At 72.0% G+C, this 12,476-nt stretch carries 13 protein-coding genes; 10 read left to right on the top strand and 3 right to left on the bottom strand.

The window, feature by feature from the left end; translation table 11 throughout:
* Nucleotides 1-748 (top strand): GAF and ANTAR domain-containing protein (locus CCN44_RS02645; RefSeq protein ID WP_086696744.1); only part of this gene is annotated, 748 nt, incomplete at its 5' end.
* Nucleotides 749-771: 23 nt separating this feature from the next.
* On the opposite strand, the gene CCN44_RS02640 is transcribed toward CCN44_RS02645, so the two are convergent.
* Together CCN44_RS02640 and phoU are read right to left on the bottom strand one after the other, a co-directional pair.
* Nucleotides 772-1,020 carry an SCO4226 family nickel-binding protein gene (locus CCN44_RS02640; protein ID WP_059250329.1) on the bottom strand — a complete coding sequence of 83 codons (249 nt, stop codon included), beginning with the start codon at nucleotides 1,018-1,020 and terminating at the stop codon, nucleotides 772-774.
* Nucleotides 1,021-1,438: 418 nt separating this feature from the next.
* On the bottom strand, nucleotides 1,439-2,128 hold the full coding sequence (gene phoU, locus CCN44_RS02635; RefSeq protein WP_059250331.1) for a phosphate signaling complex protein PhoU: 690 nt from the start codon (nucleotides 2,126-2,128) through the stop codon (nucleotides 1,439-1,441).
* 263 nt (nucleotides 2,129-2,391) lie between these two features.
* On the opposite strand from phoU, the gene CCN44_RS02630 reads away from it, so the two are divergent.
* Together CCN44_RS02630 and CCN44_RS02625 are read left to right on the top strand one after the other, a co-directional pair.
* Complete coding sequence (locus CCN44_RS02630; RefSeq protein ID WP_059250333.1) at nucleotides 2,392-3,642, top strand: sensor histidine kinase; 1,251 nt, start codon at nucleotides 2,392-2,394, stop codon at nucleotides 3,640-3,642.
* Nucleotides 3,639-4,319 (top strand): response regulator transcription factor, encoded by a 681-nt coding sequence (locus tag CCN44_RS02625; RefSeq protein WP_030342036.1) that lies wholly within the window; start codon nucleotides 3,639-3,641, stop codon nucleotides 4,317-4,319. The genes CCN44_RS02630 and CCN44_RS02625 overlap by 4 nt, the downstream gene beginning before the upstream one ends.
* Before the next feature lie 279 nt (nucleotides 4,320-4,598).
* Here the strand turns inward: CCN44_RS02625 and CCN44_RS02620 are convergent, their stop codons facing one another.
* Entirely contained in the window at nucleotides 4,599-5,285 is a 687-nt protein-coding gene (locus CCN44_RS02620; protein WP_059250336.1) for a copper chaperone PCu(A)C, read from the bottom strand.
* Between the two features lie 615 nt (nucleotides 5,286-5,900).
* On the opposite strand from CCN44_RS02620, the gene CCN44_RS02610 reads away from it, so the two are divergent.
* The 7 genes from CCN44_RS02610 to CCN44_RS02575 form a co-directional block, all read left to right on the top strand.
* Nucleotides 5,901-6,383 (top strand): CarD family transcriptional regulator, encoded by a 483-nt coding sequence (locus CCN44_RS02610; protein WP_003953493.1) that lies wholly within the window; start codon nucleotides 5,901-5,903, stop codon nucleotides 6,381-6,383.
* 278 nt (nucleotides 6,384-6,661) lie between these two features.
* Nucleotides 6,662-7,414, top strand: a complete 753-nt coding sequence (ispD, locus tag CCN44_RS02600; protein ID WP_059250339.1) for a 2-C-methyl-D-erythritol 4-phosphate cytidylyltransferase — start codon at nucleotides 6,662-6,664, stop codon at nucleotides 7,412-7,414.
* Complete coding sequence (gene ispF, locus CCN44_RS02595) at nucleotides 7,404-7,907, top strand: 2-C-methyl-D-erythritol 2,4-cyclodiphosphate synthase (protein WP_059250341.1); 504 nt, start codon at nucleotides 7,404-7,406, stop codon at nucleotides 7,905-7,907. Before ispD ends, ispF begins: the two co-directional genes overlap by 11 nt.
* Nucleotides 7,908-7,964: 57 nt before the next feature.
* Nucleotides 7,965-8,369 (top strand): PPOX class F420-dependent oxidoreductase, encoded by a 405-nt coding sequence (locus CCN44_RS02590; RefSeq protein WP_059250343.1) that lies wholly within the window; start codon nucleotides 7,965-7,967, stop codon nucleotides 8,367-8,369.
* A gap of 57 nt (nucleotides 8,370-8,426) precedes the next feature.
* Nucleotides 8,427-9,830, top strand: a complete 1,404-nt coding sequence (gene cysS, locus CCN44_RS02585) for a cysteine--tRNA ligase (protein ID WP_059250345.1) — start codon at nucleotides 8,427-8,429, stop codon at nucleotides 9,828-9,830.
* Nucleotides 9,831-9,943: 113 nt separating this feature from the next.
* Nucleotides 9,944-10,885, top strand: coding sequence for a 23S rRNA (guanosine(2251)-2'-O)-methyltransferase RlmB (gene rlmB / locus CCN44_RS02580; protein ID WP_059250346.1), 942 nt, complete (start codon nucleotides 9,944-9,946; stop codon nucleotides 10,883-10,885).
* A gap of 149 nt (nucleotides 10,886-11,034) precedes the next feature.
* The coding region (locus CCN44_RS02575; protein ID WP_208639695.1) for a DoxX family membrane protein at nucleotides 11,035-12,476 on the top strand (1,442 nt) is incomplete at its 3' end.

Below are 12,476 nucleotides of genomic sequence, written 5' to 3'. Positions count from 1 at the left end.
GGCCGCCGCCGCGCGCGGCGCCGGTCGGCCGCAGGCGGTGCCCAGCGCGCTGTGCGCGGCGTGCGTGCGGCTGCTGCCGGTCACCGGTTCCTCGGTGTCGATCTCCGGCGGCAAGGGCGTCCGCGTCACCTGGTGCGCCAGCGACCGGGCCGCGGCCCGGCTGGCGGAGCTGCAGTACACCGTGGGCGACAGCCCCTGCCAGGACGCTCTCGACCGGGGCGCCCCGGTCCTCGCGGCCGACCTCACCCAGGGTTCCGACGTCCGCCGCTGGCCGATCTTCGCGCACGAGGCGGTGGGCCTCGGCGTCCGCGCGGTGTTCTCGCTGCCGATCGGCGTCACCGGCGCCGCCATCGGCACGCTCGACCTGTACAGCGACCGGGCGGGCGGGCTGGCGGAGCCCGATCTGCGGATCGCGCTGTGGGTGCGGGACGCGGTCACCTCCGCGCTGCTGGCCCTCCCGGCCGCCGACCGCGGCTGCGCCGACGCGGACCCGGAGGACGAGGTGGCGCCCTGGGTGGCGGCCTCCGAGGCCGACCACACCGAGGTCTACCAGGCGGTCGGCATGGTGATGGTGCAGCTGGACGTCGACCCCGAGCTGGCCCTGGACCGGCTGCGGGCCCGCGCGTACGCCGCCGGCCGCACGGTCAGCCAGGTGGCGCAGGACGTACTGGCCCGCCGGCTGGCCTTCAGTCCGGAGACGTACGACGCCGAACCGCCGCGTCCGTGCAACGGCGACAGTGAAGGGTGAACGGTGGGTTGTGCGTGGGGCGGTCAGACCTCCAGCGGTACGGCGTGCACCTCGTCCGCGGGGTGTCCGGCGCGTTCGTGGATGCGCTGGACGGCCTCGGCCGAGGGCGCCTCGGAGAGGCAGTAGACGATGCCGGACTCCGGGTCCGCCCAGGCGTGCTCGAAGTGCACCGACTCGTCCCCCTCGATGGCGAGGTCCGCCCGGTGCGCCTCCCGCAGCTGGTCCGCCGTGACGCCCTTCATGCCGCGGTGGACGTCCATGAACTTGGCCATGGCCCGCACCTCCTCCTGCCTGCGCTTCCGCCTGCTCATGTCCATGCTGCGCCCGGCGGGCCGGATGGGCATCCGGTACGGCGAAGGGCCGGTGTGAACGCCGTTCACACCGGCCCGGTGTCGTTCAGCCGCACTGGCAGGGGTTGCCCGACTGGCACCCGCAGCCGCATCCGGAGCCGCAGCCGCACGCGCCGAACAACGGAAGGCTCCTGATCTCGGCGGACTGCTCGGTCTCGCGCTCCTGCGTGGGATCGGGCATGGTGCTGGGGGATTCGGCCATGGGTCCCTCCTAGACCTGGGGCAGGGATGCCCTCGCCCATTTCATGCCCGCTCCGCCGGGCGCGTCAACGGCGCACGGAGGCGTGCGCGTGCCGCGACCCGGCGGCCCCGGCGTCCTCCCCGGCGGCCCCCGGCGGGGTCACGCGCCCTCGACGCCCGTCACCGGCTGGATGTCCTGCTGGAGCTCGTCCGCGTGCTCGCCGGTGACCAGGTAGACCACCCGCTTGGCGACGGCCACGGCGTGGTCGGCGTACCGCTCGTAGTAGCGGCCCAGCAGGGTGACGTCCACGGCCGTCTCGATGCCGTGCTTCCAGCGCTCGTCGATCAGGTGCTGGAAGAGGGTCCGGTGCAGCAGGTCCATCTCGTCGTCGTCCTGCTCCAGCTGGAGGGCGAGGTCGACGTCCTTGGTCACGAGCACCTCGGCGGCCTTGGCCATCAGCCGCTGCGCGAGCTGGCCCATCTCCAGGATGGTGGCGTGCAGGTCGTGCGGAACGGCCCGCTGCGGGAAGCGCAGCCGGGCCAGCTTCGCCACGTGCTGGGCGAGGTCGCCGGAGCGCTCCAGGTCGGCGGACATGCGCAGCGACGTGACGACGATCCGCAGATCCGTGGCCACCGGCTGCTGCCGCGCCAGCAGGGCTATGGCCCGCGCCTCCAGGTCGTGCTGGAGTTCGTCGACCTTCTGGTCGGCCTCGATCACGCTCTCGGCCAGCTTCAGATCGGCGTCCAGCATGGCGGTCGTGGCGCGCCCGATCGCCGAGCCGACCAGCCGGGCCATCTCCACCAGTCCGTCGCCGATCGAGTCCAGTTCCTCGTGGTACGCGTCCCGCATCAGGGTTCCCTCTCGTGCGTCTTCGTCCGGAGATTCGGTCCGGGATTCATTCCGGGGGGTTGCAGGGGTCCTCTCGTCACGCGTGCGCCCCCGGTGAAACCGGCGGTACGAACCCCACGCTCCCACGCTCGGCCCCGTACGCGTCTGTTTCCGCCACCCCAAATGAACCAGTACTGGCTGCAAGGTGAACTCTGGGCGACGAGTGTTCGAGGTCGCACCTCGACGGCTGTGGGCATGTCGTACCCCGTGCCTAACCTGGAGACATGGACGTGAACGCGGCGGTCGCCGCAGCGGCAGCGATCGCCGGGGTGCTCACCGGCGTCATCGCCATGCTGGCGTTCCGCTGGAGCGAACGCGACCAGAAGCGACCGACCAGGACTTCCTTGCACACAGATCCCGTACTCCCGCCCGGCGTGGACACCGTGCTGTCGGTGCTGCGCTCCTCCGCCGTCGTCCTCGACGAGGCCGACGCCGTCGTGAAGGCCAGCTCCGCCGCCTACGCCCTCGGGCTGGTCCGCGGCGGCAAGCTCGCCGTCGAGCCGATGCTCCAGATGGCCCGGGACACCAGACGCGACGGCGAGATACGGCAGGTCGAGCTGGATCTGCCCCGGCGCGGCACCGGACGCGGAGAGGCCCTCGCCGTCTCCGCGCGCGTGGCCCCGCTCGGCTCCCGCCTGGTCCTGCTGCTGGTCGAGGACCTGACCGAGGCCCGCCGGATCGAGGCGGTGCGCCGCGACTTCGTGGCGAACGTCAGCCATGAGCTGAAGACGCCCGTCGGCGCGCTCTCCCTGCTCTCCGAGGCCGTCATGGACGCCTCCGACGACCCCGAGGCCGTGCAGCGCTTCGCCGGCCGGATGCAGATCGAGGCGACCCGCCTGACCAACCTGGTCCAGGAGCTGATCGACCTCTCCCGGGTGCAGAACGACGACCCGCTGGAGGACGCCGAGCCGGTCGGGGTGGACGAACTGGTCGCCGAGGCCATCGACCGCTGCCGCCACCAGGCGGGCACGAAGCAGATCACGATCGCCGCCGGCGGCATGGCCGATCTGCACGTGTGGGGCAACCGGGGGCAGCTGGCCGCCGCCCTCGGGAACCTGGTCGAGAACGCCGTCAACTACTCCCCGGCCCGCACCCGCGTCGGCATCGCCGCCCGCCGGGTCGGCGCACCGGGCGGCGACATGATCGAGCTGGCCGTGACCGACCAGGGCATCGGCATCTCCGACAAGGACAAGGAGCGCATCTTCGAGCGCTTCTACCGCGTCGACCCGGCCCGCTCCCGGGCCACCGGCGGCACCGGCCTGGGGCTCGCCATCGTCAAGCACGTGGTCGCCTCGCACGGCGGGGAGGTCACCGTCTGGAGCGCCGAAGGCCAGGGCTCCACCTTCACCCTCAGGCTGCCGGAGGCGGGCGCGGCCCGCGACCGCGCCCAGCAGCACCCCGACCTCGAAGACGAGGCCGGCCCCACCGACTCATCCCCGTACGAACCGCTTCCCGCCCCGGAGGTCCTTCCGTGACCCGAGTGCTCGTCGTCGAGGACGAGGAGTCCTTCTCCGACGCCCTGTCGTACATGCTCCGCAAGGAGGGCTTCGAGGTCGCCGTCGCGGCGACCGGCCCCGACGGCCTGGACGAGTTCGAGCGCAACGGCGCCGATCTGGTCCTGCTCGACCTGATGCTGCCGGGGCTGCCCGGCACCGAGGTCTGCCGCCAGCTGCGCGGCCGCTCCAACGTCCCCGTGATCATGGTGACCGCGAAGGACAGCGAGATCGACAAGGTCGTCGGTCTGGAAATAGGAGCCGACGACTACGTCACCAAGCCCTTCTCCTCGCGCGAGCTGGTCGCCCGCATCCGCGCGGTGCTGCGCCGGCGCGGCGAGCCGGAGGAGGTCACCCCGGCCGCGCTGGAGGCGGGCCCGGTCCGCATGGACGTCGACCGCCACGTGGTCACCGTCGCCGGCTCCAAGGTCGACCTCCCGCTGAAGGAGTTCGACCTGCTGGAGATGCTCCTGCGCAACGCGGGCCGCGTGCTCACCCGCATGCAGCTCATCGACCGCGTCTGGGGCGCCGACTACGTGGGCGACACCAAGACCCTCGACGTCCACGTCAAGCGCCTGCGCGCCAAGATCGAGCCCGACCCGGGCGCGCCGCGGTACCTGGTGACGGTGCGGGGGCTGGGCTACAAGTTCGAGCCGTAGAGCCGGGGCGCCCCTCGGCCGCCGGACGGAGTCCGGCGCAGCAGCGCGAGGGGTGCGCGCAGGACAGCGGCGCACCGGCCCCGGGCGTTCCGCGGTGTCCGGTGAGGGTGCGGGGCTCGGGCGGCGAGTCCGAACCGCAGGCCGCACCCGGCGGACACGGCCTGCGCGCTGCGGGCGTCACCCACGGACACGGCCTGCGCGCCGTGGGCGGCACCCGTGGACACGACTACGCCGGAGGGCGGCACCCGAGACGGGTGCCGCCCTCCGGCGTACGGCTGGTCAGTGGCCGGCGGCCGACTGGGACGCCGAGTCGGTCGGGGTGACGGCCTCGCCGGAGGCGGTGGCCGACGGGCTCGTCCCGTGGCCCTTCTCCGGCTTGCCGCTGCTGGAGGCGGTGGCGCTGCCGGAGGCGGTGGCGCCCGGGGCGCCGGTGCCGGAGGCCGGGGCGGACGGGATCTCGGTCGGGCCCCACTTGTCGAAGTAGCTGGTGGCCGGGACCACGAAGGCGTTCAGGCTCACCTTGCCGGTCTTGCTGAAGGTGAAGGTGATCTTCTGGGCGTTGCCGTCCTGGACGGCCTCCCGGCCGCCGGGCAGCGTCGCGGAGGCGTTGTCCTTGCCGCCGATGATCAGCGAGCCGCCCGCCGGGACGGTCAGGCTCTGGCCCTTGGCGGGCTTCAGCTGCACGGACTCTCCGCTGCCGGCCACGCTGATCGACTGGAGGGTCTGGTCGGTGCGGCCGGAGTTGAACACGGTCGCGGCGATGGCCGCGGGACCCGTCGACTCCCGGTCGGGCTGGGTGATGACCAGGGCGTTCTGGATCTTGATGGCGCCCACACTGGTGGCCGCGTTGTCCGGCTTGATCTCCAGGGTCTGCGAGTTGTTGCCGGCGCCACAGGCGGCGAGCGAGGCGATCGAGAAGACGATGGCGGAGGCGGCGAGGGCGCCGCGTCGAAGGCTGCTGCTCACGGCGGCGGCAACTCCTTGAACGCGCGGGCGGCTCCCCTTATAAAGCCGCCCTAAGTGTCTGTCAGCGGCCTTAGGTTACCGAGCCGTTCCCGGGCGATCGCACCCGACCCTCCCCCTAGCCCCGGGCTTCCGTCCAGGTGGGGGTACCCGCGGCGGCACTGGTGACTCCACGGTCACATTGCGGAGCCGCCCGTCCGGCATTCACATAACCCGGCGGTGACCCCCTCTCGACGCCCTTCGCAAATTTTCCGTGAAGGAATGCGCGACCCCCCCGATATTGATCACGGACCACCCGTCCGGCGGCGGTTGATCAATTTCGGATTCGTCTCACATCCGCCTCCGGTCACCGAACGGAGTAGCGGAAGTCGCACGCTTGAGACCGGACAAATCGGGACGTTACTCCTCTTGGAGCGGGCTCCCGGGGTGTGTAACGTAGGCGTTTCACCCCGCCTGGAGAGCCCCTCCGACCTGCGAATACCCACTTCCGAGGACTCCCCGCAGCACGTTCCGGTTGCTGTTGTCAAGCCCCGAGATATGCCCTGACCTGCGAAAACGCCATTCAGAAGACGCCGTATCCGTGTTACCCTGGATAGCCACGGAAGGGGTACCTGTCACATGACGTTCAAGGTTGGCGACACCGTGGTCTATCCCCATCACGGGGCCGCGCTGATCGAGGCCATCGAAACTCGCCAGATCAAAGGCGTGGACAAGACCTACTTGGTGCTGAAGGTCGCCCAGGGTGACCTCACGGTGCGTGTGCCAGCGGACAATGCGGAGTTCGTCGGCGTGCGTGATGTGGTCGGTCAGGACGGGCTCGACCGGGTCTTCGAGGTGCTGCGCGCGCCGTACGCCGAGGAGCCCACGAACTGGTCCCGTCGCTACAAGGCAAACCTGGAGAAGCTCGCCTCCGGCGATGTCATCAAGGTCGCGGAAGTCGTGCGTGACCTGTGGCGTCGCGAGCGCGAGCGCGGACTCTCCGCAGGTGAGAAGCGCATGCTGGCCAAGGCTCGGCAGATTCTGGTGAGCGAGCTGGCTCTGGCGGAGAACACGAACGAGGACAAGGCCGAGGCCCTGCTCGACGAGGTGCTCGCCTCCTGACGCGCAGCGGCAGCGAACCCTCGCTTCCGGCACGCTCAGCACAGTGAATGCCGCGGTGCCCGATGACACTGATCCTGTCGCCGGGCGCTGCGGCATATTCGTCCCCGCAGCGGGTGCTCTTCGGGGAGACCTGTGGGACAGCCCCCCGATACTTGATGTGCCGGGCCCGGGCGGATGGCTCGACCAGGGTCACGGAAAGGGTCCGGTCAAGGCGTCGCGCCCGGCACTCCTCCAGGCCATACCCACGTAGGTCGAGCACACAAACCTGACAGGAACCGATGTCTGACGAATCACGTTCCACGCCCGCGCAGACCTCCGTCGCGGCCGTGATTCCCGCCGCCGGCCGGGGCGTGCGGCTCGGACCGGGCGCCCCCAAGGCGCTCCGCGCGCTGAGCGGCACACCCATGCTCATCCACGCGGTCCGCGCCCTCGCCGCGTCCCGCCACGTCGCGCTGGTGGTCGTCGTGGCCCCGCCGGACGGCGCCGCCGAGGTGAAGTCCCTGCTCGACGCGCACGCGCTGCCCGACCGTACCGATTTCCTGGTCGTCCCCGGCGGGGAGTCCCGCCAGGAGTCGGTCCGGCTCGGCCTGGAGGCCCTGCCGCCGCAGTACGGGATCGTGCTGGTCCACGACGCGGCCCGGCCGCTCGTCCCGGTCGACACGGTCGACGCGGTCGTCGAGGCCGTCCGCGACGGCGCCCCCGCCGTGGTGCCCGCGCTGCCGCTGGCCGACACGGTCAAGGAGGTCGCCCCCGCGGCCGAGGCCGGTGAGCCGGAGCCGGTCGTCGCCACTCCGGAGCGGTCCCGGCTGCGCGCCGTGCAGACCCCGCAGGGCTTCGACCGGGCGACCCTGGTCCGCGCCCACGAGAGCGTCACCGAGAACGTCACCGACGACGCGAGCATGGTGGAGCAGCTCGGGCTGCCGGTCGTGGCCGTCCCCGGCCACGAGGAGGCGTTCAAGGTCACCCGCCCCCTGGACCTGGTCCTGGCCGAGGCGGTCCTGGCCCGCAGGAGGCTCAACGATGGGTTCTGAGGCCGGCTTCGTGCTGCCGCTCCCGCAGGTCGGCATCGGCACCGACATCCACGCCTTCGAGGAGGGCCGCGAGCTGTGGTGCGCGGGCCTGAAGTGGGAGGGCGAGGGGCCCGGTCTGGCCGGCCACTCGGACGCCGACGTGGTCGCGCACGCGGCCTGCAACGCCCTCTTCTCCGCCGCCGGCCTCGGTGACCTGGGGCAGCACTTCGGCACCGGCCGCCCGGAGTGGTCCGGCGCCTCCGGGGTCACGCTGCTCACCGAGGCGGCGCGCATCGTCCGCGCCGCCGGCTTCACCATCGGCAACATCGCCGTCCAGGTGATCGGCCCCCGCCCGAAGATCGGCAAGCGCCGCGCGGAGGCCCAGAAGATCCTCTCCGCGGCGGCCGGCGCCCCCGTCTCCGTCTCCGGCGCCACGACCGACGGCCTGGGCTTCCCGGGCCGCGACGAGGGGCTGATGGCGGTCGCGACGGCACTCGTGGTGCGGGTGAGCTGAGGGCGTGCGAGGGTACCCTCACGACCGTCAGTGATCCCCGGAGTCCGGAGGGTACGCATGTCCGCCGCACTGTCCGACAGCCTGAAGTCCCTGCTCGACGGCAAGGTGTTCATCGTCGTCGGCACCGTCCAGCCCGACGGCAGTCCGCAGATGTCCCCGGTCTGGGTGAAGCGCGACGGCGACGAGCTGCTGTTCTCCACGACGGTCGGCCGCCGCAAGGAGCAGAACCTGCGGCGCGACCCGCGGGTGACGGTCGTCGTCATGGACCCGGAGAACCCGTACGCGTACGCCGAGATCCGCGGCACCGCCGAGATGACCACCGAGGGCGGCCCGGAACTCATCGACGAACTCAGCCTGAAGTACACGGGCAAGAAGTACGCGGAGTTCAACCCGGCGTCGAAGGACGACGCCCAGCGGGTCGTCGTACGGATCACGCCGCGGAAGGTCGTCGGGCGCGTCTGAGCCCGCCGTCGCGGGGAAGGGCGTGAGGCACTCTCCCGCGCCCACTACTCTGGAGTCGTGACGATTCGCCTGTACGACACCAGCGCCCGGCAGATCCGTGACTTCACCCCGCTCAAGCCGGGCTGTGTCTCGATCTACCTGTGTGGCGCCACCGTGCAGGCCGCACCCCATATCGGCCACATCCGCTCGGGCCTGAACTTCGACATCATGCGCCGCTGGTTCGAGTACCGCGGCTACCAGGTGACGTTCATCCGCAACGTCACCGACATCGACGACAAGATCATCGCCAAGAGCCACGAGCAGAACCGCCCGTGGTGGTCGATCGGGTACGACAACGAGCGCGCGTTCAACGAGGGCTACGCCGCCCTCGGCTGCCTCCCGCCGACCTACGAGCCCCGCGCCACCGGCCACATCACCGAGATGGTCGAGATGATGCAGGGCCTCATCGAGCGCGGGCACGCCTACGCGGCCGACGGCAACGTCTACTTCGACGTGCGGTCCTTCCCGCGCTACCTGGAGCTGTCCCGGCAGGAGCTGGACAACCTGCTCCAGCCGTCCGGCGAGGGCGAGACCGGCAAGCGGGACCCGCGCGACTTCGCCATGTGGAAGTCGGCCAAGCCCGGCGAGCCGACCTGGCCGACCCCGTGGGGTCCCGGCCGCCCCGGCTGGCACCTGGAGTGCTCGGCGATGGCCCACAAGTACCTGGGCAGCGCCTTCGACATCCACGGCGGCGGCCTCGACCTGATCTTCCCGCACCACGAGAACGAGATCGCCCAGGCCAAGGCCTACGGCGACGACTTCGCCCAGTACTGGGTGCACAACGCCTGGGTCACCATGGCCGGCGACAAGATGTCCAAGTCGCTCGGCAACAGCGTCCTGGTCAGCGAGATGGTCAAGCAGTGGCGCCCGATCGTGCTGCGCTACTACCTCGGCACCCCGCACTACCGCTCGATGATCGAGTACAGCGAGGAGTCCCTGCGCGAGGCCGAGTCCGCGTTCGCGCGGATCGAGGGCTTCGTGCAGCGCGTCACCGAGCTGGCCGGGGAGACCGTCGAGCCGTCCGCCGAGGTCCCGCCCGCCTTCGCCGAGGCGATGGACGACGACCTGGGCGTCCCGCAGGCCCTCGCCGTCGTGCACACCACCGTCCGGCAGGGCAACAGCGCACTGGCCGCCGACGACAAGGAAGCCGCCGTCGCCCGGCTCGCCGAGGTGCGGGCCATGCTCGGCGTGCTCGGCCTGGACCCGCTCGACCCGCACTGGGCCGGCGAGAGCGGTGACCGGGGCGAGGACCTGAACGGCGTGGTCGACAGCCTCGTCCGCCTCGTCCTCGACCAGCGCGAGTCCGCCCGCGCCCGGAAGGACTGGGCCACCGCCGACGCCATCCGCGACCAGCTCCAGCAGTCCGGGCTGGTCATCGAGGACAGCCCGCAGGGCCCGCGCTGGAGCCTCGGCCCGCGCTGAGACCAGCCCTTGATCGATTGTGCCGCCCGGCCTCCCGGGCGGCACACTGCATAAGACGTACGTACGAAAGCTCGGTCCGAGAGAGCTTTTCCGAGAGCAGAGACGGGTAACTCATGGCCGCGAACAACCGCCGCATGTCCGGCAAGAAGGGTGCGCAGGTCGGCAGCGGCGGCAAGCGGCGCCGGAGCCTGGAGGGCAAGGGCCCGACCCCGCCCGCCGAGATGCGCAAGGGTCACGCCAAGCAGCGCGCCGCCGCGGCCAAGGCCCGCCGCGCGCAGGGCCGCTCGCAGCAGCGCCGGGGTGCCGGCCGGTCGACGTCCGAGCTGGTCGTCGGCCGCAACCCGGTGGTCGAGGCGCTGCGCGAGGGCGTCCCCGCCTCGACCCTCTACGTCCAGCAGTTCATCGACAACGACGAGCGCGTCCGCGAGGCCCTCCAGCTCGCCGCCGAGCGCGGCGGCATCAACCTCATGGAGGCCCCGCGCCCCGAGCTGGACCGCATGACGAACGGCCTCAACCACCAGGGCCTGGTCCTCCAGGTCCCGCCGTACGAGTACGCGCACCCGGAGGACCTGCTCGACGCCGCGGCCGAAGAGGGCGAGGACCCGCTGGTCGTCGCCCTGGACGGGGTCACCGACCCGCGCAACCTCGGCGCCGTCGTCCGCTCCGTCTCCGCGTTCGGCGGCCACGGCGTGGTCGTGCCCGAGCGCCGCTCGGCCGGCATGACCGCCGGCGCCTGGAAGACCTCCGCCGGTACGGCCGCCCGCACGCCGGTCGCCCGCGCCACCAACCTGACCCGGACCCTGGAGGCCTACAAGAAGGCCGGCCTCACGGTGGTCGGTCTGGCGGCGGACGGCGAGGTCGAACTCGGTGACCTGGAGGCCCTGGAGGGTCCGGTCGCCATCGTCGTCGGCAGCGAGGGCAAGGGCCTGTCCCGGCTGGTCGGCGAGACCTGCGACTTCCGGGTCCGGATCCCGATGCCGGGTGGCGCCGAGTCGCTCAACGCCGGTGTGGCCGCGGGCATCGTGCTGTACGAGACCGCGCGCCGGCGCGGCTGAACAGGGGTCCGGGCGGGCTGAACACCCGTCCGGAACTCCACCCGTGCGGGGTAATTCGGGCGTCCATATGGCGTTCGCGACGGCTTTGACGGGGTCCGGACACATCCGGCCGGTCAAAGCAGTGTCCTAACGCCACGTCACTCGGTTAGATGAGTGTGGACACCAGAACACCCCGCACACCCACGGGGGACCGCTCGTCGGGTTTCGACGACGCTCCCGCGCTGAGCATGGTGAAGGTGCCGAGCGATCCGGCGCAGGTCATCGTCAATCACGCCAGCTTCCGCGTGCAGCTGGGCGCGACGGCCAAGCGCACTCAATCCCCGCGGATCGCCCGGCACTTGAGCGCCACCCAGGACACCGCCCGGATGCCCGTCGTGGGCGCGGCGGGCCGGGCCGGCGCCGCCGGCCGCCGCCGCCCCGTCGTGTGGAGCGGCAAGTCCGCCCCCGACGACACCGGCGCGCACCGGCTCCTCCAGGCCGTGCGGGGCAGCAGCGTCCGCCACGCCGACGAATCCGAGGCCGGCGCCACCCAGGTCATCCCGCGCGTCCAGACGGGCTACGCCGACACCTACGACGCACTCGACCAGACCGTCGAGACCCCCGTCGTCGGCCACCAGCGCACCGCCCCCGACGCCGACGGCACCCGCCTCCTGCCGCACATGCGCACGGTCACCGGCGCCTACGACGACCCCGCGCACCCCGACGCCGACCAGGAGCCGTACGGCCCCTACGACTCCTACGACACCTACGACGACCCGGTCGGCTCCGACGCCGACGGCGCACGCCCCGCCCGGCGCCAGGGCGACGACCCGGCCCGGCACGCCTACTACCCCGGCCGCCGGCTGAACCTGGGCGTCGTCCTCCTCCCGCTGCGCATCTTCCTCGGTTTCATCTCCATCTACGCCGGCATGGGCAAGCTGTGCGACCCCGTCTACTTCGACGGCGGCGAGCGCGGCTCCATGGTCAAGTGGCTGAACACCCTGCACCCCTGGGACGTCGCCGAGCCGCTGCGCCAGTTCGCCCTCCAGCACCCGGTCGGCTCCGGGCTGGTGATCGCCTTCCTCCAGGTCGTCGTCGGCGTGCTGACCGTCCTGGGCTGCTGGCAGCGGGTCACCGCGGTGGTCGGCGCCCTGCTCTCCGCCGCGCTGATCGTCACCGTCAGCTGGAAGACCGTCCCCGTCTACGACGCCCCGGACATCATCTACCTCGCCGCCTGGTCCCCGCTGATCATCGCCGGCGCCCCCGTCTACTCCGTGGACGGCCGGCTCGCGGGCAGCGCCTGGCGCCGGCTCGGCCCCCGCTCCGACATCTGGGAGCTGCGCCGCTACGTCCTGCGCCGCGGCGCGCTGATCACCGCGGTCACGGTCGGCCTGACCCTGCTGATCGGCTCGCTGCTGGGCGGCGCGGTCCGCGACTCCAGCCGGGTGGTCGTCCCCGGTCCCGGCGAGGCCCCCCGCAACCACCTCCCCGGCTCCCCGCTCCCGCAGGAGCCCGGCGAGCGCCGGCCGACGACCCCGTCGGCCTCCAGCTCCCCGACGGGCGGCGCCACGGCCGGCGCGACCCCCTCCGGCGCGGCGACGACCCCGGGTAC

This window comes from Streptomyces tricolor, assembly GCF_002155905.1.
Taxonomy (GTDB): Bacteria; Actinomycetota; Actinomycetes; order Streptomycetales; family Streptomycetaceae; genus Streptomyces; species Streptomyces tricolor.
Note: the sequence above shows the minus strand (reverse complement) of the source record. Positions and strands in the feature narration are given on the sequence as shown.

Bases quoted from the DNA above. Each gene is read 5' to 3' on its own strand.
- CCN44_RS02640 (WP_059250329.1), bottom strand. From the start codon at position 1,020: ATGGCCAAGTTCATGGACGTCCACCGCGGCATGAAGGGCGTCACGGCG.
- phoU (WP_059250331.1), bottom strand. From the start codon at position 2,128: ATGCGGGACGCGTACCACGAGGAACTGGACTCGATCGGCGACGGACTG.
- CCN44_RS02630 (WP_059250333.1), top strand. From the start codon at position 2,392: ATGGACGTGAACGCGGCGGTCGCCGCAGCGGCAGCGATCGCCGGGGTG.
- CCN44_RS02610 (WP_003953493.1), top strand. From the start codon at position 5,901: ATGACGTTCAAGGTTGGCGACACCGTGGTCTATCCCCATCACGGGGCC.
- ispD (WP_059250339.1), top strand. From the start codon at position 6,662: ATGTCTGACGAATCACGTTCCACGCCCGCGCAGACCTCCGTCGCGGCC.
- ispF (WP_059250341.1), top strand. From the start codon at position 7,404: ATGGGTTCTGAGGCCGGCTTCGTGCTGCCGCTCCCGCAGGTCGGCATC.
- CCN44_RS02590 (WP_059250343.1), top strand. From the start codon at position 7,965: ATGTCCGCCGCACTGTCCGACAGCCTGAAGTCCCTGCTCGACGGCAAG.
- rlmB (WP_059250346.1), top strand. From the start codon at position 9,944: ATGGCCGCGAACAACCGCCGCATGTCCGGCAAGAAGGGTGCGCAGGTC.